This window comes from Acetobacteroides hydrogenigenes, assembly GCF_004340205.1.
GTDB lineage: Bacteria > Bacteroidota > Bacteroidia > Bacteroidales > ZOR0009 > Acetobacteroides > Acetobacteroides hydrogenigenes.
Genome location: NZ_SLWB01000003.1, coordinates 240,062 through 261,001 on the forward strand (window position 1 = coordinate 240,062; position 20,940 = coordinate 261,001).

At 48.4% G+C, this 20,940-nt stretch carries 15 protein-coding genes; 9 read left to right on the forward strand and 6 right to left on the reverse strand.

Annotation, left to right across the window (positions count from 1 at the left end; all coding sequences use genetic code 11):
* Nucleotides 1–231: 231 nt before the first annotated feature.
* Nucleotides 232–4,752, reverse strand: coding sequence for a hypothetical protein (locus CLV25_RS05155; RefSeq protein ID WP_131838566.1), 4,521 nt, complete (start codon nt 4,750–4,752; stop codon nt 232–234).
* Nucleotides 4,753–4,980: 228 nt separating this feature from the next.
* On the opposite strand from CLV25_RS05155, the gene CLV25_RS05160 reads away from it, so the two are divergent.
* The 4 genes from CLV25_RS05160 (at nt 4,981) to CLV25_RS05175 (ending at nt 8,597) form a co-directional block, all read left to right on the forward strand.
* Nucleotides 4,981–5,484, forward strand: coding sequence for an outer membrane beta-barrel protein (locus CLV25_RS05160; RefSeq protein ID WP_165876991.1), 504 nt, complete (start codon nt 4,981–4,983; stop codon nt 5,482–5,484).
* Between the two features lie 182 nt (nt 5,485–5,666).
* A complete protein-coding gene (locus CLV25_RS05165) occupies nt 5,667–6,287 on the forward strand; it encodes a porin family protein (protein ID WP_131838568.1) in 621 nt (206 codons plus the stop codon).
* Between the two features lie 125 nt (nt 6,288–6,412).
* Nucleotides 6,413–6,961, forward strand: coding sequence for an outer membrane beta-barrel protein (locus CLV25_RS05170; RefSeq protein ID WP_165876992.1), 549 nt, complete (start codon nt 6,413–6,415; stop codon nt 6,959–6,961).
* A gap of 88 nt (nt 6,962–7,049) precedes the next feature.
* A complete protein-coding gene (locus CLV25_RS05175) occupies nt 7,050–8,597 on the forward strand; it encodes a sulfatase-like hydrolase/transferase (RefSeq protein ID WP_131838570.1) in 1,548 nt (515 codons plus the stop codon).
* A gap of 51 nt (nt 8,598–8,648) precedes the next feature.
* Here the strand turns inward: CLV25_RS05175 and CLV25_RS05180 are convergent, their stop codons facing one another.
* Nucleotides 8,649–9,638 carry an aldo/keto reductase gene (locus CLV25_RS05180; RefSeq protein WP_131838571.1) on the reverse strand — a complete coding sequence of 330 codons (990 nt, stop codon included), beginning with the start codon at nt 9,636–9,638 and terminating at the stop codon, nt 8,649–8,651.
* A 331-nt stretch (nt 9,639–9,969) separates the two neighbouring features.
* Here CLV25_RS05180 and CLV25_RS05185 point away from each other — a divergent pair, with 331 nt between their 5' ends.
* Nucleotides 9,970–10,959: a beta/alpha barrel domain-containing protein gene (locus CLV25_RS05185; RefSeq protein WP_131838572.1), complete on the forward strand. Its 990-nt coding sequence runs from the start codon at nt 9,970–9,972 to the stop codon at nt 10,957–10,959.
* 108 nt (nt 10,960–11,067) lie between these two features.
* Nucleotides 11,068–12,141: a diphosphomevalonate/mevalonate 3,5-bisphosphate decarboxylase family protein gene (locus tag CLV25_RS05190; RefSeq protein ID WP_131838573.1), complete on the forward strand. Its 1,074-nt coding sequence runs from the start codon at nt 11,068–11,070 to the stop codon at nt 12,139–12,141.
* Between the two features lie 87 nt (nt 12,142–12,228).
* On the opposite strand, the gene CLV25_RS05195 is transcribed toward CLV25_RS05190, so the two are convergent.
* From CLV25_RS05195 to CLV25_RS05205, 3 genes are all read right to left on the reverse strand, one after another.
* Nucleotides 12,229–12,486, reverse strand: coding sequence for a SemiSWEET transporter (locus CLV25_RS05195; protein ID WP_131838574.1), 258 nt, complete (start codon nt 12,484–12,486; stop codon nt 12,229–12,231).
* A gap of 218 nt (nt 12,487–12,704) precedes the next feature.
* Nucleotides 12,705–13,424 carry a hypothetical protein gene (locus tag CLV25_RS05200; protein ID WP_131838575.1) on the reverse strand — a complete coding sequence of 240 codons (720 nt, stop codon included), beginning with the start codon at nt 13,422–13,424 and terminating at the stop codon, nt 12,705–12,707.
* A gap of 767 nt (nt 13,425–14,191) precedes the next feature.
* A complete protein-coding gene (locus CLV25_RS05205; protein WP_131838576.1) occupies nt 14,192–14,932 on the reverse strand; it encodes a DUF6261 family protein in 741 nt (246 codons plus the stop codon).
* A gap of 645 nt (nt 14,933–15,577) precedes the next feature.
* Here CLV25_RS05205 and CLV25_RS05210 point away from each other — a divergent pair.
* Nucleotides 15,578–16,186 carry a hypothetical protein gene (locus tag CLV25_RS05210; RefSeq protein WP_131838577.1) on the forward strand — a complete coding sequence of 203 codons (609 nt, stop codon included), beginning with the start codon at nt 15,578–15,580 and terminating at the stop codon, nt 16,184–16,186.
* Between the two features lie 127 nt (nt 16,187–16,313).
* Here the strand turns inward: CLV25_RS05210 and mnmE are convergent, their stop codons facing one another.
* Nucleotides 16,314–17,717: a tRNA uridine-5-carboxymethylaminomethyl(34) synthesis GTPase MnmE gene (gene mnmE, locus CLV25_RS05215; protein WP_131838578.1), complete on the reverse strand. Its 1,404-nt coding sequence runs from the start codon at nt 17,715–17,717 to the stop codon at nt 16,314–16,316.
* Nucleotides 17,718–17,933: 216 nt separating this feature from the next.
* Between mnmE and sucD the strand changes: the two genes are divergently transcribed.
* Both sucD and CLV25_RS05225 read left to right on the forward strand, forming a co-directional pair.
* Complete coding sequence (sucD, locus tag CLV25_RS05220; RefSeq protein WP_131838579.1) at nt 17,934–18,803, forward strand: succinate--CoA ligase subunit alpha; 870 nt, start codon at nt 17,934–17,936, stop codon at nt 18,801–18,803.
* A 255-nt stretch (nt 18,804–19,058) separates the two neighbouring features.
* Nucleotides 19,059–20,771 (forward strand): 3'-5' exonuclease, encoded by a 1,713-nt coding sequence (locus tag CLV25_RS05225; RefSeq protein WP_207895589.1) that lies wholly within the window; start codon nt 19,059–19,061, stop codon nt 20,769–20,771.
* Nucleotides 20,772–20,940: the final 169 nt, after the last annotated feature.

Genomic DNA, 20,940 nt, shown 5'->3' on the forward strand with positions numbered 1-20,940 from the left:
GTTGCAGCTTGTGGTTATTTTTTTATGGTATTCTCCCAGTCAAAAGAATAAATGTAGGTTGGCCATATAGTCGTTGCACTGCAACGTTCATACACACCTTCCCCAAATAGATTCTGTAGTAAACCTCATAAAATAACAGGAGGTCGCTTCATGTACTGAAACGACCCCTTACTTTATACTAATAATATCTCAAATCTCAAATCGCATATCTCAAATCGCACATCACTCATCTTATTTCTTCAGCTGCTTATACCGGGCGGCCACAATGTCCACCAAGCGGTCGTCGGCGTTGGTGTAGCTGTACAGCGTTAGCCACATGTTCTGCTTGATGCTGCGCTTCTTGTTGCTGGTTTTGGCAATGGGGGTGTTAAAGGCTTCGTTGGTCGACGAGGCAAACATGTTGCCGGCCGAGGTGTAGACGAAGGTGTAGAACTGGTTGTTGCCCAGGTCGAGGTGCAGGTACATCCGATGATCCTGGTAGGGCATAAGCTCTATGAAGCCCTTCACCTTTCGGTTGACCTGCTTGCCGCCGATGTTGGCGATGCCAATGTCGCCCTTCGAGATGTAGGAGCGCGATTTTTTGTCCCACCTTAGCTGCATATCGGTAAGGGTGAGCGTGTGCAGGTACTCCTCCGGAAGCTTTTCGGGCGTAGGCGTCTTGGCGTAGCTGGCAATAATGGCCTCGGCCTTGGCGTCGCCCAGCAGCTCGCGTAGGGCAACCCTCGAGTTGGGGGTGCTGTAGTCGAGGGCGGTTTTGGCTCCGGCGGCAACGTCGGCGGCCAGCACGTTAAGCGCTTCGGTGTTGAACAGGAAGTCGAGGGTTACCATTCCGGTAAAGCTGAGCTCCTTGCTGCCGATGTTCTGAACGGCCTTTCCGGCGGTGGCCAGCTTCACCTCGCCGAGGTCGACGCCCAGCTTCAGCTTGCCCTCGTTCACCAGCAGGTCGAAGTCGGAGTAGAGGCTCACCATATCGCCGGCGGTATTGGGCCTGCGGATTTTGTCGATGGAGCTCAGCTGGTAGTAGCTGCCGTTGTCGTTGTAGTAGAGGAAGCCGTTGGGCTGCACGAATGCCGAATCTTCGGTGTACTTGCGTCCGGTAAAGAAGGTGGGGTATACGCTCAGCGAGTCCCTTCGCAGGTAGGTTCCGGCGTAAACCCGAATCTTATCCACCGTTTGGTAGGGGTTGCTGATGGGGATCATCACCGAGTCGGGCGCTATCTCGGCGGTAAACCTCATCCAGTTCTTGGGTAGCGACTCGTACTTGTGGGTGAGGCGTGCCCCGCCATCGAAGGTCAGGTGCTTCTTATCCGAGAAGGCCGTTACCTTCCCCTTAAAGCGGAAGTAGGGGCTTAGGAAGAAGCTGTCCTCGTCCATGATGTTGGCAAACGCGGTGGTCTTGTACTCCCTGTCCACGGTAATGGTGCCAAAGGTGATGGTGTCTACCTTGCCGTACTTGTCGATGTAGCTGTACAGCCCCTGCCCGTTGAAGCCGTTTCGGCCGCCTACGCTGATGTCCACATCGTAGAAGTGGTGGCTCTTGGTTTGGCGGTTGGCGTACAGGTCGGCCTTGTAGAGCTTGTCCATAAAGCCCTTGGTGTGTAGGGTTACCGTATCGCGCTTGGGGTTTAGGATTAGCGCAGCATCGGCAATCAGCAGGTGCCTAACCTTGTTGGCCTGCAGAGTCTTGTTCCGCATGTTGTAGTAGGCCATCGGGGAGGCAAAGCAGAGCGAATCCTGCTCCTTTACGGTGGCAACAAAGGCGCTTCCCGGAGGAACCTTCCCCTCGTAGGCTAGCGCGTAGCGGTCGGTAATGCTCGGCGGCAGCTGCAGGCTTTCGGGGGTCGAAACCGTCAGCAGCTGGTTGTTCATGTCCCAGCCCACGCGCTTGGCGTAGGCCAAGTAGGCTAAGTCGGGGTAGAACGAGGTAAAGATGTCGTTCTTCTTCTCGAACTTGCCCTGGTAGCTCTTCAGGTCGATGCTCGAGGCGATCCCGTTTGATGCAAACAGCCTATTCTCGCGCTTGTCGTCGTAGATCACAACGTTGGAGGTATCGCCCTTAAAGGTGTAGGCGGCCATGTCGAAGTTTTTCGACGCTATGGTGGCCGTGTTGACGTCGAGCACGCCGTTGCCCCTTAACCCGAGAGGCTCAATCACCAGATCGCCGTTGAACGTAACCTGGTTGTCGTATAGGTTAAAGGGCGTTTTGTCCTTAAAGAACTTCATGGTGTTCTGGTAGGGTCGCCACTTCATCAGGTGCTGCTTGGCGTTTCCGTTGGGATACTCGATGCCCAGCAGCGTGCGCTCTATGGTCATCGACTTCAGGATCGATACGCAGCTGTCGGGGAAGAAGAGGAAGTCGTTGGAGTTCGACATCGAGCTCAGGTACTTTATCGAACCCTTCCCAATTAGCCCTTCGTTGCTCAGCTTAATGGTGTTGTAGAACTTACCCTTGCTCTTGTACAGCGTCACCCCCGTGGTGTCCACCTTACGGCTAAAGCCCAGCGACTGGTCGGGCTGAACCACCAGCGTTTCCTGGAAGGGGGCAAATATATCGGCCGAGTTGAGCTCGCCCTTAAAGCCTAAACTCTCCTTCTCGAAGGTGTTTAGGCTGTCAATCTCGTAGGGGTACACCTTAAAGTAGAACTTGTCGCGCTTGTATATCCCCCCAAATATGGCCGGATCGTCGTAGTAGATGTACGAATCCTTCTTGCTGGCAAACTTTGGGTAGCTGGGTCGCCGTTTAAGCCCCGACTTGTTGTTGGGCTCATCTATTCGCAGCGATCCGGTGATGTTCTCCATGGTGGAGGTGATGTTGCTCAGCATTCGGTTTCCCTTGTTGTCGTACTTGTCGGTTCGGTAGTCGAAGTTCATGGAAACCACCTTGTCCATGTTGATGCTAAAGGCGTCGTAGTCGAACTTAAAGCCATCGCCCTTAAACGATACCAGTCCGGCTCGAATCTCTCCATCAAACTCCATATCCCTGTTCTTTTTAAGGATGATGGAGTTGTTCTTTGGGTAAACCTTTACGTTTTGGGTGTCGGAGAGGTTAATTTGGGGAATCCCAAAGATGGTAAGGTTAAAGTTGCTAAGGTCGAGTATGGCGTTGTTCTGGTTCTTCTTGTTTTCGGAGTTGAAGAGGATGGCGTCGTAGTCCTGTGCGCCATTGCGCGCTCTTAGCGCCTCGCGCAGCTTTGGTGTTGTGGTAAAGACCTTGCTCTCCGAGTCGTACACAACATAGCCAAGAAAGCCCATCTCTTTAAGCAGGATGTCGCAATCGGCGTTGCTGCGCTTGGCAAAGCGGCTAAGGCCGTCGCAGGTTAGGGGGCTAACCTTTTTCTTTTGCTGCTCCTTCTCGTACTGTCGGATAAGCGATATCGGATGCTTATCGTCGCGGCGCATCAGGCCGTCGAACATGTCCTGGTTAAAGAAGTTTATCGATTCGAAAATGGCCTCACTCTCCGAGCTGCCAAAGGGGGCGTTGAAGTTTAGCACATCCTTCCTCATGTTCCAGTATAGCTGCTCGGAGTAGATTCCAATCTTGTGGTACGAGTCGAGGTAGGGTGCCCTTGTTAGCATGTTTTGGTTGTCGGATGTAAGCCTGAGCTCGCGCCTTCGGCTATCGAAGTCGAGCAGCTTATTGGTGTGGACGATAGAATCGGCAAGTAGCCTAATGGTAACCGAAGCGCCGCTCGAGGAGAAGCCATCGCTTCGGATAATGAACGACGGGCTAAGCGCAGTTATAAAAGGCTTTTTTGTTCTGATAAAGGTAACCCTTGCTGGTTCCTGCTTCGATCCGTACCCCAGCAGCGTGTGCCCCTTAATGGCAATTCCTCCCTTGTAGTTGATGGAGTCGAACAAGTTGGTAATGCTGATATTCCTGTTGTAGCTGTAGAAGTGGGGGTAGTACACCAGCTCCTTGGTGTTAACGCTGTTGGGCGAAAGCGTAAGGGTGCCCAGCAGCGGATTTTTGAATACATCGGTAAAGTAGAAGCTAACGGAGTCAAAATCCTGCTTGGCTTTCACGAAGTTCAGCCGGTAGCTTTTAAGATCGGCATATACCTTTGTGGTGTCGTAGCCTGCCTTTTTCCAGAAGATCCTGCCGTTTTTCCCTATAAATTGAGATGTAAATGGTAGTACTGTTCCTGTGGTTCCGAATATGCTTACCGTGTCGTGTTCGGCAATGTACGATATGCGCGAGTTGGATGTGCTGAGGTAAAGCGTAGTGTCAAACCTGTAGGTAAACTCTTTGTCGGAAAGGCTCCATTTGATGTAGTTGTTCGCATAAAACGCCTTCTCCTTGTTAAGGGTTGTGGGGCTTTCAAAAATAGAAAGAACGAGAGGTTTGGGGTATTTTTTGTGGCTAAGCAATAGCTTAACAGCCTTGCTCCATGCTTCAAATCCTTTTATCATAGAGGTCGAATCGAAGAAAACCATCATACTCTTAAGGTAGCTGGTAAGGAAAGGGTCGGCAGTAAGGTTTCGTTCTTCGAATTGAGACGTGGTTTCTACTATTACCTTTCGTTGCTCGTCATTTAGCGATGGCGATTGCCAAAACTTTGCGAAATCGGCCAGAAACTTGGTATTTGCTTCGCTTTTGTGGCTTGCTAGCCTGTTGGCAACATCAAGGGGGAATGCTTTAAGATCATCGGGAAGCTCTACTTTATCCTTTTTGCTAGGATACGATAGGCACACAAGAAGCAGCAAAAAAGCCGTAGCTGCTAACGAAACGATATGCTTACTGTTGGTTTTCAATCTTTATAGGGTAATGGTAGCGTTGTATTCTTTCCAAAAAAAGCAATTTTTTGCGAATATATACTATTTGAGATGTAAGGACAATTATTGAAACGGCATAAATACCATTTAAAAGAATTGGTTAGTAATGGTTTTGAAGAAGATGGTTGGTGTTATTGTGAACAAAATAATTGGGAGTTGTGTTAAAGGATGTGTTGTAAGTGTTTATTAACCAAACAATCTTTTCTTATGAAAAAATTCTTTTTAGTAGTAGCTGTGGTATTGGTTGCAGCTATAGCAGGTAATGCTCAGGACAAAAAGTGGAACGTAGGAGTAGGTGGAGGCTTATCTATACCTACCGGTGATGCTTCAGATTTTGTTAAGACAGGATTTAATGGTTTCGTACTTGGAACCTACAATTTTACTCCAAAGTTTGCTGCAGGTGTAGAGATGAACTATACCATTCTTCCAGGTAAAAGCATTGGTGGTTATGATATTTCCGACTCCGAAGTTGCCGCATTCCTAGCAAAAGGTATTTACACCTTTACAGAAGAAGGATTCCGTCCCTATGTTAGCGGTGCACTTGGACTTTATTCTCATAAGGATGGTGACACTAAGGCTGGTATTGCTGCAGAGGCAGGCGTTAAGTACAACCAATTTGGACTTGGTGCTGCATACCATATGGCTGGAGAAGAGAATGACTTTACCTTCTCATACATTCAGCTAAACTTCACCTACACCTTTAGCTTCTAGAGAAATTATTATAGTACAACAAAAAGCCACTTCTTTTCGGAGTGGCTTTTTTGTTTATCTAGTATATATAGCAGAACCTCCCTTTTGTATTACTTAATAGTTGGTGTTTGATTGTATCGGCGTAAAGTTTGAAGGTATCCCTACTTTTGTGCCGATTTACTAATCAAAATAAAAAGGTAACTATGAAGAAAGTTTTTTTGGTAGTAGCAATAGCTCTTGCTGCGGTAGCTGCAAATGCTCAAGTAAAATTTGGTCCTAAGGTAGGTTTGAACTTCTCTACCATGTCATCTAAGGGAGGTGGATTTTCTGCCGATGCAAAAATGCGTACCGGATACCAAATTGGTATGGTTTTTCAGGGAGATATTGCTCCAAATGTATTCGTTCAACCAAGCATCCTTTTTTCGTCTAAGGGATCGAAGTATGATAATGGCCTTATTGAAAAAGTAGTGGCAAACTACATTGATGTACCTGTAAACTTTGGCTACAGAATCAATTTGGGGGGCGCTAACCTTAACCTTTTGGCGGGTCCTTATTTCGCGTATGGTGTTGGAGGGAAAGTTACCTCTACATTGGATGTAATCTTGGGAAAGATTACTGTTGAGGAAGATATTAAATGGGGATCTGATAAGGATAAGGATCATTTTAAGCCATTTGACATGGGGATTAACCTTGGCGGCGGAGTTGAGTTTAACAGCTTTCAGGTGTCGCTTCAGTACGGATTTGGCTTGCTAAACATCAACCCAAATTCTGATATTACAAACAAAAATGGGGTGTTAAGCCTTTCTGCTGCATTCCTTTTCTAGAATAGCTCATAAGACAAAAAAAGGAGGGACTCTTTGGGTCCCTTTTTTTGTCTATTGCTTGAAATTTGAGATGGCTTGGCGTAGATTTCTGAATGTTTCGAATCGGCATCAAATCTGAGTTTGCCATGAAAACGCTTGCTTTAATCGTAGCTATTCTGATGTTTTGTGTAGCAGGTAATGCACAAAATAGGATGTTGGGCTTCGGGTTTGGTGGTGGGATTGCCATTCCTACCGACGATGCTGCCGATTATAGCAAGATAGGTTTTGATGGCTTTGTAAATGGGATGTTAAGCTTCTCCTCTAGTTTTAATGCCGGAGTTATTTTGGGCTACGCTTCCTTTCCTTCAAAGATGGTAGATACGCTGAATCTGCCAAATACTGTAGTAAGGGCATTTCTTTTGAGAGGAGCCTATACGTTTACTTCCGAACAGCGTATTCATCCATATATTGCAGCATTTGGTGGGCTATACCATACTAAAATAAACAAGTGCCTTACTGTTACAGGGAACGAGGTGGTATCGGTAAATATTACAGATAGCAGCTACGGGTATGGCGTAGAAGCCGGTGTGCGGCGAGGTCATCTTTCTGTTGGGGTTGCATACCATGTTGTTGGATTCGATTTTAAGTACGTACTTGTTAATGTAGGGTACAGCCTCTTTTTTAAAATACGGTAGCTTTGAACCATCTGCTTTAGTCGTATCTCCATGGTATTTGTTCAAGTTTTCTTAGCTTTGCAGGCTAACAAACCCAGAATAGGTAGCTATGCGTTATAAGTTAAGGGGATTTCTTTTAGCAGCCAGCACTATACTCCCTTATACGCTATTGGCCGATAGGCCATCCGACAGCGTTGCTGTAAGGAAACCCAATATTGTAGTAGTTCTTGCCAGCGATCTTGGTTATGGCGATCTAGGAGTATATGGTCAATCGAAGATCGAAACGCCCTATATCGACCGGTTGGCATCTCAAGGGGCTCGTTTTACCAATTTTTACAGCGGATCGTCTTCGTTTGCGCCATCGCTTTGTAGCATGCTTACTGGAAAGCATGTAGGGAAGGCTGCGATTCGTGGAACCGACGAATGGGTAGAGCGTGGCAGCGTAATGAACTACGTTAAGGTTCTCATGGATTCTACCCTAGAAGGTCAGCGTCCTATGCCACTTGGCGAAGAAACGATTGCCAACAGGGTTAGGGAAAAGGGGTATGTCACCGGAGCTGTTGGTCTGTGGGGCTTAGGCTCTGCTACTACCCAAGGCTCTCCTTTGCTCCATGGTTTTGACTCGTTCTATGGCTACACATGCCTTCGCCAGGCGCAAACGTACTATCCAAAGTACCTGTGGCGAAACGATAGTAAGGTATCGATGGATAATGCGCTTGTTTTTCCTAATATGAAGCTTCCTACTAATGCCGATCCTTACAAGGACGAGAGCTATCTGTCGTATACGCTCGAACACTATGCACCAGATTCTATACTGATGGCTGCGCTAAGGTTTGTTGAAGTAAACAAGTCAAATCCGTTTTTCCTGCTTTACTCTGCACAGCTTCCACAAGCTCCGCTACAAGTACCACAAGAGCGTGTAAGACGGTATCGCCTAAAGTTTGGCGAAGAGGAACCGTACCTTGGCTTGAATGGAGGCTGTCCGAACCGAACTCCACGAGCAACATATGCCGCTATGGTATCGTACCTCGACGATCAGGTAGGAATGCTAGTTGAGAAACTAAAGGCCGAAGGGGTGTACGATAATACGATCATCATCTTTACATCGGCAACAGGAGCAGCTTCGCAGTCGGGTGTGGATGGCGCGTTTTTTGAGAGTGCAGGAAAGCACCCGCTAGGTAAGGGGAGAGGTAGTGGGTTCCTTTTCGAATCGGGGATTAAAGTACCTATGATAGCAGTATGGCCATCTGTTATTGCACCTAATCAGGTTGTCGATCAGATTGGGATTGGCTACGATGTTTTTTCAACTCTTGCGGATGTGGCCGGGGTAGATAGCGTGGCATCTGGCGATGGAATTAGCCTGCTGCCGGTACTGAAGGGAAAGTCTCAGGAGAATCAGCATGAGTACCTTTACTGGGAGAATGCCGATAACCTAGGGCATATTGCCCTAAGGATGGGAAAGTGGAAGCTGCTAGGGCGTAACATGAGCTACGACGAACCCTACTTTGAACTATACGATTTGGAGGCCGATCCAGAGGAAAACAACGACGTTTCGGAGCAAAATCCTGATGTTGTTTGTCGGATGGTGGATCTGATTCTTAATGCTCGAACATCGCCCTCAATTTCGAGTTTCAAGCTACGGTATTTGGAGGATTGAATTTCACGATAAGGAAAAGGGGATGGTCGAAAGCCACCCCCTTTTTTATGCTTACTCTAGCGTTATTCTGTTAATCGCGTCTATTTCTTCTTGGCTGAAACTGGTATTCTCCAACGCCTTCAGGTTTTCGGCAATTTGCTGAACTCGGCTTGCACCAATAAGAACAGAGGTTACCCTATCATCGTGCAGCTGCCAGCTGATGGCCATTTGGGCAATAGTTTGTTCGCGTTTTATGGCAATCTCGCGAAGGGCCATCACCTCGTTCATCTTTGGAGCAACCTCTTCCACTTTTAGAAAGCCCTCTGCCTTGGCTGCTCTGGAATCTTGAGGAATACCACTAATGTACTTATCGGTTAGTAGGCCTTGAGCAAGTGGCGAGAAGGTAATCGTCCCTAGACCATGCTCCTTGTTATACCCAAGAATTTCTTTTTCGGGTTCGCGAACCAGCATCGAGTACTTAAGCTGATGGATGATTACGGGAACCCCAGCCTCCTTTAGGTAGTTTAGCACCACATCGGCCGCAAAGGCAGGATACTTCGAAATGCCGATGTAGAGGGCCTTCCCTTGCTTGTAGATGGTTTCTAGAGCCGATGCTGTTTCTTCGAGCGGAGTGTTGGGGTCGTATCGGTGGGTATAAAAAATATCGACATACTCCAGCCCCATTCGTTTAAGGCTCTCGTTACAGCTTTCGATAAGGTATTTACGAGACCCTCCATCTCCGTATGGGCCAGGCCACATAAGGTGTCCAGCCTTGCTCGATATTACCATTTCGTGGCGTAACCCCATGAAATCTTTGCTAAGAATACGGCCAAATGTTTCCTCGGCAGAGCCAAGAGGTGGACCGTAGTTGTTGGCCAGATCGAAGTGGGTGATGCCTGCATCGAATGCAAATCGGATCATGTCGCGGGCAACGGCAAAGCTATCGGTTTCGCCAAAGTTATGCCACAGGCCAAGCGATAGCTCTGGAAGCGCTAGTCCGCTATTGCCCGAACGGCGGTAACGCATAGTGCTGTAGCGTTCAGGATTGGGTAAGTAGCTCATGTGATGTGTGTAAAGTTTGTCTTAATAAGTCCATTTGTTGGAAGTGGTAAATATCGAAAATTTGAAGCATTTGTTAGACGATTGGGAGAAGTTATTTCGGAAGTTAGATGGAGTTAGAAGAATATAACGGTTAAGTAGGCCGCTGCTCGAGATCTTCTCGACTCCGCTCGAAGACCTTTTTGGTTTCGCTCGAAGATCTTCTCGGAGCCCGAGCGGAGTCTAGGGCGAAGTCAAGGCCGGATTCCCAAAAAAACAAGCGTAGCGAGGATCGCCATAATTTTGTCGTTTACGACGAAAAAAAAGCTATATTCGATTAATAATTGGGCTAAGCATGGAAGAACGCAAGAAAGATCATATCTCGTTGGCATTGCAAGCGCAGCTGCCTACTTCTCATAACGATTCCAGGTTTTACTACGAGCCAATGCTTGCGGCTCATCCTGTTGGGATGAGTAGCCCCACTCAGCTTTTAGGAAAAGAGCTTGCCATTCCATTTTGGGTGTCGAGTATGACAGGGGGCACCTCTGCGGCCAGAACCATTAATCAAAACCTCGCTCGCGTTTGTGGCGAGTTCGGAATGGGAATGGGGCTTGGTTCCTGCCGTATTCTGCTGGATAGCCCAAAGCATTACAACGACTTTGATGTGCGCGATCTGCTGGGGAGCCATCTTCCATTTTACGCCAATATTGGAATATGCCAGCTGGAGGATCTTCTCGATGGCAATGAGGTTGATCGGCTTACAGAGATTGTTAAGCGCCTCAGAACCGATGGGCTGATTGTTCACGTTAATCCTCTTCAGGAGTGGTTTCAGGCCGAAGGCGATAGGATTAAGCGCCCGCCAATCGAAACCATTACCCAACTTCTGGAGGTGGTTGATTACCCTATTATCGTGAAGGAGGTAGGACAGGGGATGGGCTACCAAAGCCTTAGCGCGCTGCTTAAGCTGCCGATTGCCGCGGTAGAGCTTGCGGCTTTTGGTGGGACCAACTTTTCGAAGATGGAGATGCTGCGGGCCAACACTCCCGAGGCCGAGGCCTTTTCGGGATTAGCGGCCGTTGGACACTCGGCCATCGAAATGGTGGAGATGGTGAACGATATCGTGCTAAACGAACCCATACGCTGCAACCAGCTTATCATTTCGGGCGGTGTCGAGAATTTTCTCGATGGCTACTACCTGCTTTCGAAGTCGTCGTTGCCTGCTGTGGTGGGCATGGCTTCGGCATTCCTAAAGTATGCGCAGGACTACGAGCTGCTTAAGCGCTTTGTCGTTGCTCAGGTAAAAGGTTTTAGGATGGCGCAGTCTTTCCTAAGGGTAAAGGAGTAGGGCTAGCGTCTTTCGTAGCTCTAATGAACTTGATAAAGCTTGAATGGTTAGTTATTAAACAAAATAGATGTCGACTTTAACGATTTGCTAACGTAAAAACACGAAACTATGAACTTCTACTTAAATACGCTTGGTCAGCTGCCAATATCGCTCGATAAGCCATTTACGGTTAGCTGGACTGCACCAGCAAACATTGCGCTTGTAAAGTACTGGGGTAAGCATGGTAAGCAACTTCCCTGCAATCCTTCCCTGAGCTTTAGCCTAAGGGAGTCTACTACAACCACCCGAATAACCTTTGCCCCTCATAAATCGTTAAAGGTTTCCTTCAACTTTCAGGGGCTGGAGAACGAGCGTTTTCGCGAGCGCTTGGAAAAGTTCTTCTCTAGTCTTGGCGAGGTTACCCACTTCTTCAAGAACATGGAAATTAGCATCGAAAGTGCTAACTCCTTCCCTCATTCCGACGGGGTAGCCTCCACATCTTCGTCGTTGGCATCGATTGCGCTGTGCGTGTGCAGCCTGATTTACGAGCTTACCGAAAAGGAGATGGACGATAGCTTCTACCGCCTTTCGTCCTACTTTGCCCGATTGGGATCGGGAAGCGCCTCGCGCTCGGTGTACGGCAGGTACAGCATTTGGGGGCATACCAGCATACTGGCTTCCAACGATGAGTATGCCATAGAGTACAAGGACTACGACCCGATATTCATGGAGCTTTGCGATGCCATTTTTGTGGTTTCGGACAGCGATAAGCGCATCAGCAGTACCGTAGGGCACAACCTGATGAACGTAAATCCTTACGCCGATATTCGCTACCAAAACGCTCAGAAAAATGCGCTTAAGATTCTGGATGCGATGAAGAAGGGGCGCTTAGATACGTTCTACGCTATTGTGGAGCAGGAGGCCATGGAGATGCATGCCATGATGATGGTTGCCAATCCTTCGTTCCTGCTTTTCGATCCCAACACAATAGCAATTATCAACCGCATTAAGGCGTTTAGAGAGCAAACCTCGTTGCCCGTAGGCTATACCATAGATGCCGGTCCTAACGTGCACTTCCTCTACTTCGAGAGGGATAGGGAAAAGGTTATGCCGTTTATTGAGGAGCAGCGTGCGCTATGCCATAAGGGAATTATCGTATTCGACGGATTGGGCGCAGGTCCGGTAAAGAATCCGGTTGAGTAAGGGCTTCCTCTAAAAAGAATTCGTATGCAGCACCCGGCTTTCGAGCGTTAGGGTGCTGCTTTTTTATGGGCACAAGGGGAACTCTTGCTACTTCTTTTTTACAACCGAGGCTACCTTTAGGTAAAGGATGGTGAGCGAGGGCAGGAGCGTTATGAGGTTGGCAAGAATCAGCGGCCAATCGGCCTTAAGAATTCCGTATACCAGCCACATCGAAATTCCAAAGCAAAGAATGGAGTACATGGTAAGCGATATGCTCTTTACATCTTTAGTTCGAATGGCCATTATGGCCTGAGGGAAAAATGCGAAGGTGGTGCAAAATGCCGCGAGATATCCGATATATTCCATGAGAACTGTTTTAGGAGTACAAATCTAGCAATAAGCGAGAAGGTGCTGTCCTTAAAAAGGGCTAAAAAGGCTTGCGGGATTTCGCATTTAAAACATCCATCTTACATAATAGAGGCAGACGTTAAGGATTCAGCTTGCCGCTGCTCAAAGCTTATCCCCCGCCAGCGGGGGATATCCTTCGAAATGGAGTAGTCTAATAATTACTAGGGCTAAAAAGGCTAGCGCGTGCCTGCGGCGCTCCTTATCCTTTCGATCTCTTCGGCCTGCTTCTTGAGCGCGCTTGCCGGGATGTCGATCTGCTGGCTATACTCAAATCCGTGGAAGAAGCCGAAAATGGCATCGTTCTGCTTGCGGGTAAGGTCGCTGTTCACCTTTAGCCCCTTGGGGGTGATGGAGTAGTAGATGATGGGGTTGTAGTCGGTGTACTCCTTTTCCTCGCCCCAGGTTTCGTTAAAGGCCCAGAAGCCGGCGTACTCCAGCGTGCCGTCGCCGTTAAGATCGGCAGCGGGCGCAATAAAGGTGGGCAGCTTCTCGACTTTGGTAAGCCTTCCGTTGCTCACGAAAAGCTGGAGTAGGTAGTTCTTGTTGGGGCGATCGTTTACCTCTATCAGCACCTCGGCGTCGTTGTCACCGGCCGGAACCACCAACGGGTAGAGGCTGCTCTGCGGTTCGTACTCGTTGCTGCTGTCGGCGTACACCTGCTGGCCGTTGTGCCGCAGGCGCGCAAAGCCGTAGAGCTTAAGGCTGGCGTAGACCGTTTCGTGGCCCAGCTCTAGCCTAAAGCCGTTGCTTAGGTTTATGGTTTGCTGAATGGGCACCGCTGCCGTGTCGGTGGTTGCGGCTATTTGCATGCCGTTGCCTTCTCCCTTGTCCGTTGCCCTACCGTAGGCTGTAAGCAGCGATGCTGCCAGTACGAGTACTACCAATCCCGTTTTCATTCCCCAACGTATTTGCCAAAAATTCCCTGTCGATTTTAAACGCGAGCAAATGTAGGAGAATTTTGGGAAGTAGGGTGCAGTGAAATGCTGTTGATGTCATCTTACCTAGTTGGGCGGAGCGTCTGCGCTCATATCCGTCAGTCTAAGATATTATTTTTACTGATTCGATTATTAGGAGCACGTAATCCCCTCCTATGGAGGGGGGTAGGGGTGGGTTTGTTCGGTTAAATGAACATTTTTTACTCCACTTAGCGTTCTTAACCCACCCCTACCTCCCGCAAATGGGGGACTAATGCTTCGTGTAATTCTCAATTTTCATTTCTTTTCAGGGATGAAAAGAAACGAAACAAAGAAAAATCCTGCACGAAATAACTCGTTCGGTCGCTGCTTAACGTTCCCCCTACTTTGTACGTTATGGTTAGTTGATGGCTCTTCGGCTAATTAATGTTGTAGATGCTCCGCTCACTCGAACAGATTTCGTGCCAGTCTGATATGGCTTCGCCATGGTGTTTACGGGATAGCCTTACGGTTCTTTTTATCAATCCATGCCGATTGTTTGTTGTGCATCAATTTTATTCCTCTATAAATAGTCCTGACGGCTATGAGGTAGAGCCTACGCTTAGCTAGGAGGGGATTACGTGCTTCTATTTAGGCGAAGTAGCAGAAATAACATTCTTAGCTCGATGGAACTATCATTATCTCCACCATCCAAAATAAAAAAGCCCACCCCATTGCAAGGTAGGCTTCCGATAGTTGCCTAGAAGCGGCTACTTCTGCGCGCCTCCTTCGGTCTTGGTAGGGTCATCCTTCTTCTTCCGCTCGTTGTACTTCTGCCGGATGCTCAGGTAGCGGCTGTAGATGGCGCGCTGCAGCTGGGCAAACTGCTCCTTGTTGGCGTTGTACTTGGCGTTGTAGGCCAGGTAGCCGTAGAACGCGTTGATGGCATCCTCCAGCTTCCTACGGCTCTTGGTGGCCGATAGGCTGTTCCTAAACTCCTCCTTATCGCTCTCCATCTCGCCCCAATCCGAACGGAAATCATTCTCGCACTTGTCCAGATTATCAACGAACACCTTTACGCCGATCTCGGTGGCCATCTGGTAGTTTTCGGGCTCCTTCAGGCGGTTGATGATGATCTTAAGGTACTCGCTCTCCTTAGAGTCGGGCAGCCTTTCGACACTTGCACCGTACATGTCCATAATGCTGTAGAGTTTGGTAGCCTTTTTGCTTACCTCCTCAACAGGCGAGTAGGTTAGCGAATCGATAGCCTTACGAGTTCCCACATAGGCATCGTCGCGACGCTTATCGGCCTCGTTCTTCGACAACGTATTGTCGCTTTTACGCACGCGAGCCATAGCGTCGTCGTAGCTCAGCTGCTCGTTTACCACCTCCTGGTAGGCTGCCGACTCCTTCGCCTCCGTGAGGGTCGAAGCCACAACCTCCTCCTTGATAACCGTTGCAACTGCACCTACATCGGCTACACCGAGCTTGGCCATTGCTAATTCGTCCATAAGAATTAGGTTTTTGTTTAGCGGCTGACTGCTTTTGCACCATTTACTTAAGGCAAGGTCGAATATCCCTAACGCAAGCGACTACAAGGGCTATACTGCCGATTGCACAGGCTATAGCTCAGCTGCCGGGTGGCGATAGAGCTTTACACTCTGTAAAAGCTCAGCTGCCGAGTGGCGATAGAGCTTTACACTCTGTAAAAGCTCAGCTGCCGAGTGGCGATAGAACTTTACACTCTGTAAAAGCTCAGCTGCCGGGTGGCGATAGAACTTTACGCTTTGTAAAAGCTCAGCTGCCGAATGGCGATAGAACTTTACACTCTGTAAAAGCTCAGCTGCCATGTGGCGACGGAACTTCTCCCTTGGTGAAAGCTCTACCCGAGGTTTCACGCAGCTGCTACAGCTTGTACTACGATTAAAAATTTGGAAGTTTTGTAGGCTATTGGACCAGATTTGGCTGAATAGCCCGTAATGTTATGCGTTAGCTGATATTTTTGCTGGCCTAAAGAATGCTACTAAAAACAATCTTTACCGCTGCCTAAGATAGAAAATTTGGTTTGGTTAACAAAACAAAAGTAAGTATTAAATAGGTGAATGTTTTTTTTGTAAAATTGTAAACTATCAATACAAAACACTAAAAAGACAATAATGAGAACTATTTATGTTTTTGATGATGATGCATACAATTATGCATTAGAAATAGGAATGGATAAAATTACAGAGATAAAAAAAGTTACAAAAGGAACACTAAAAGGGTATACTATAGTTAAAACAATAGAAGAGTTTAATGAAATATCCTTATTCCCTATTTGTTGTGTGCTTGCAAGACCAAATACTAAAGAAGCAGAAAATTTTGAAGAATCAATAGCGAGGCTTGAAACCAAATGGAATACACCATTTGGTAAAAGAAAAGAAGCAGTAGTAACTGTTTGTAATGACACAGTAGTGCCAACAAATGGATATTACAAAATTTTAGAAACAACAAAAAAAGAGTATACTGATGCTTCTAATGGTATTACAAAACAAACAGACTGCGCATTAATGCAGTATAAATCAAATAAGGATAATGAGTTTGTAACAGATCCCCAATGGTATAGGATTAATGCGTTAATATCGGATGATACAATATGTCCAGTAGGTGGTGATTATAGAACTAAACTTCGTTTAGTGAAATCGTCAATTAATAGAGTTATTTACATTGAGGATGTCAGAATTGTAAATAATCATTATTGTAGCAAATGGTATTTTGTTGAATAAATATGAAAAAAGAAGGTCTTTAGAATATTTATGTGGTTTAAATTCCGTAATTAAGCGACGTGATGCTACAAATAACAAACGCCCGAAGAAATCTCCGGGCGTTTGTCTTATGATGTTGAAAGAACGTCTACTTTCCGATGCAGAACTTGCTAAAGATGGTTCCTAGAATATCGTCGGTGGAGATGGTTCCGGTAATCTGCCCTAGGTAGAATATTGCCTCGCGGATATCCTGCGATAGGAAGTCGCCCGAGATACCTGAGTCCAAACCTTCGAGAGCGCGCTCCAGCGCCTCCTGGGTGTTAACCAGCGCCTCGTAGTGGCGCATGTTGGTAACAATAACGCTCGATTCCGACATCTGCTCCAGCCCGGCCTTCTCCACCAGCAGGCGGTTCACCTCTTCGAGGTTGGTGCGTTGCTTGGCCGATATGGCAACGATATCTATCCTGTCGTCGTACTTTGCCTTAAGCCTAGCCCTAAGCGGATCGATAAGGGCAGGGGTAGCGCCATCAATCTTGTTGAGCACTACGATAAGGTGCTGGTCGTCGCTGATGCGCTTAAACACGTTGGTCACCGAATGCTCGATGCTCTCTTCCGACTCCGTAGGGTCTACCAGCAGCAGCACGATGGATGCCTGCGCGATCTTCTTGTAGGTACGCTCGATACCGAGGCTCTCGATGGTGTCTTGAGTGTGGCGAATACCTGCAGTGTCGATAAAGCGGAACGAGATGCCCTTAATGGTAAAGGTGTCCTCAATCACATCGCGGGTGGTGCCGGCAATCTCCGAAACGATGGCCTTATCCTCGTTGAGCATGGCATTTAGCAGGGTCGATTTGCCCACGTTGGGGTTTCCTACGATGGCAACGGGGATCCCGTTCTTCACCGCATTCCCAAGGCTGAAGGTCTTTGCCAGCTTGTCGATATGGCTGATGATGGTGGTGATAAGGGTGCGCAGGTTCGAGCGGTCGGCAAACTCCACGTCCTCCTCGCTGAAGTCGAGCTCCAGCTCGATAAGGCTGGTGAAGGTGAGCAGCTGCTCGCGTAGATGCTCGATCTCCTTCGAGAAACCGCCGCGCATTTGGTTCATCGCCAGCCGATGGCTTGCCCTATTGGTTGATGAGATAAGGTCGGCCACTGCCTCGGCCTGCGACAGGTCGAACTTACCGTTGAGGAAGGCCCTTTGGGTGAACTCTCCCGGTTGGGCAAGCATAGCGCCAGCCCTTAGCGTAGCCTCAACTACGCGCTGCTGGATGTACACCGAGCCGTGGCACGAGATCTCTACGGAATCCTCGCCCGTAAACGAGTGCGGCGCCCTAAAGATGGATACTAGCACCTCGTCGATTTCCCCTTCCTCGTTTTCCAGTTTCCCGAAGTGGATGGTGTTGGCCTTCTGATCGGCCAGCTTCTTGCCCGATGGCGAATGGAACAGCTTATCGGCAATGGCAATGGCATCGGGGCCGCTAAGACGGATTACCGCTATGGCACCCTGTCCGGCAGGTGTGGCAACGGCTACTATGGTGGAGCTATCTCTCATCTTCGTAAGGATTGTAGCGCAAAGATAGTGAAAATAGGGAGTAGGGAACAGTGAACAGTGAGTAGTGAGAAGGGAATAGGGGAGGCTTATTCTTTAATCCGGCCAAGGCGGGATGTCGCTTCGCTCCACTTCCGTTTAACTCCTTCTTAAAAAAAAACTCCCCTTCCAAATTAAACCTTTTAACTTTTGTTAGGTTATTAAGAAAATGTAAATCGCATGAGCATTCTGGTAGGCAAGGATTCGAGAGTTGTTGTGCAAGGGATTACCGGTAGTGAGGGCACCTTTCATACAACGCAGATGATGGAGTACGGAACCAACGTGGTTGCAGGTGTTACTCCAGGCAAGGGTGGCACTACGTGCTTGGATCGTCCGGTGTTTAATACCGTAGAGGATGCTGTAAAAGCAACTGGTGCCGATGTGTCGGTGATATTTGTACCTGCGCCTTTTGCTGCAGATGCAATCATGGAGGCTGCCGATGCAGGCGTTAAGCTGGTGGTTTGCATTACCGAAGGAATTCCCATACAGGATATGGTTAAGGTGAACGCTTTTCTAAAGGATAGAACCACTCAATTGGTTGGTCCCAATTGTCCAGGCGTGATAACCCCGGGCGAGTGCAAGGTTGGCATTATGCCCGGGTTTATCCACCAAAAGGGCAGGGTTGGCATTATCTCCAAATCTGGAACGCTAACCTACGAGGCCGTTTACCAGCTAACCGAGGTAGGCTTGGGGCAATCGACCTGCATTGGTATTGGCGGCGATCCCATCATTGGAACCTCTACGCTAGATGCCGTAAAGATGTTTATGGATGATCCCGATACCGATGCCATTGTTATGATTGGCGAGATTGGCGGAACCATGGAGCCCGATGCTGCTCGCTGGATAAAGGATCATGGCACAAAGCCTGTGATTGGATTCATTGCCGGGCAAACAGCCCCCAAGGGACGACGGATGGGGCATGCCGGTGCAATAATCGGGGGAGCCGAGGACACCGCAGCCGCTAAGATGAAGATACTACGCGAGTGCGGCGTACATGTGGTAGAATCACCTGCCGATATTGGAGCAACTGTAAAACGTGTTTTGTCATAGTAATTGAGAATGAAAAGGTTTATTCATAAGAAGAGGCTTACCGAGATGGTGCGCCTCTTTTTTATGAGAGAAGTTAAAGGGAATAGTCCTACCTGATAGAAGTTAAACGGAAATAAACGGGAGTTAAACGGAAGTGGAGCGAAGCGACATCCCGCCTTAGCGGGATTAAAGAATAAGCCTCCCCTATTCCCTACTCACTGTTCCCTACTCCCTATTTTCACTATCTTTGCCGCCCACCAAATCCATTAGCGAGTAATGATGAAGCTCACCAACGAGCAGGTTGCCATTGTGCAGGAGAATGCCGATGTGAAGGTTAATGCTGTTGCAGGTTCGGGGAAAACTACCACCATTATCGAGTATGCCCGGCAGCGGCAAAATGCTAGAGGAATGCTCTACATTGCCTTTAACAAGTCGGTGAAGCTGGAGGCCGAGCAGAAGTTCGCCCGTGCCGGACTATCGAACGTTAGGGTAGAGACTGCGCATTCGTTGGCCTTTAAGCATGTGGTGATGGGTTCGGGCTACCGTGTCCGATTTGGCTACCAAACGCACGAACTGGTGCGCATTCTTTGCTTGGGTAGAAATATGGATATGGTGCACGCGCTTACCATTGCCAACCACGTTAACCGCTTTGCCGCCTACTTCTGCAACAGCCCAAGCCGAAAGGTGCAGGAGTTAAGCTACCTCGATGCGGTAAAGGACGAAGGGGCACGCCAGTTCGTACAGGCTAACTACGACACCATCGAGTACCTTACCCGTGTTTTCCTAGCCAAGATGGACAGTGGTGAGCTGGAGATCACGCACGACTTCTACCTGAAAAAGTTTCAGCTATCAAATCCAACGCTTCCCTACAGCCACCTGCTCTTCGACGAGGGGCAAGATGCCTCGGCGGCCATGCTCGATGTCTTTTTAAAGCAAAGAGGTACAAAACTAATTGTGGGTGATACGCACCAGCAAATCTACGGCTGGCGTTACGCCATCAACTCGCTGGAGTCGGTTGGCTTTAAGTCGCAGAACCTTTCCACCAGCTTCCGCTTTAACGGCGATGTGGCCGCGCTGGCGCAGAATATCCTGCAGCTAAAGAGCAACCTTAGCTCGTCTTTTGTACCTCCGTACATCAGCGGAATGGGCGATGCGTCGGGAGCAATCCATTCGAGGGCGTTTGTGGCGCGCACCAACATCAGCCTGCTCGATAAGGCCATCGAACTGCTCATCGACAAGAAAAAGGTGGGCAGCATCTACTTCGAGGGTAACATCAGCTCGTACACCTACGGCGACGAGGGTACGTCGCTGCTAGACATCATTTACCTACAGCGTGGGGCTAAGGATAAGGTACGCGATGGGCTCATCGGATCGTTTAACGACATCTACGAGTTCGAGGAGTACGTGGAGGAAACCGACGATGTGCAGCTGAAGTCAATGTTGGAGATGGTGAAGAAGTATGGGCCGGAGTTGCCAGCGCTCATCAACAAGATAAAGCAGAGCCACACCGAGGATAAGGATAAGTCTAAGGCCGATATTGTCTTCTCAACCGTGCACCGCTGTAAGGGCATGGAGTACGACGAGGTGACATTGGCCAATGACTTCTTCACCGAGGAGAAGCTGCGCCGCGAGTTTGCCATCAATCCGGCAAGGGTAGATGAACTGAGCGAGGAGGTTAACCTGCTCTATGTGGCGGCAACGCGAGCACGCAAGCGGCTAAACCTTCCTGTAGAGCTAAGGCTTGTAGACTATGCTATCTCGCAAACGGGCAGCGTGCGGGCGGTAGCCTCGCGCACCAAGATGGAGAAGACGATTGAGCCTGCAGCTACACCAAAACCAACCTCATCATACAAGGGTTGGAAACCAGATGACGATCGCAAGCTGGTGGAACTCTACGACAGGGGCTGGAGCATTACCGAAATCTCCGACTTTTTCGACCGCAGCAAGGGCGCCATCAAGATGCGGCTGCAGAAACTGGATATCTTTTAGGAGTTGCTTTGTTGGAATGATAAAAAAGTAGCCCCGGGCTGTCGCAGCTGGGGGCTAAGAAAAATAACTCATATTATATCTGATTATATAATCATTTTGTGCCAATAAGTAGCGGTAAAGCACATTTGAATGTTGTAATGCAAACCTACTATTCGAGTGTTAGCTGATC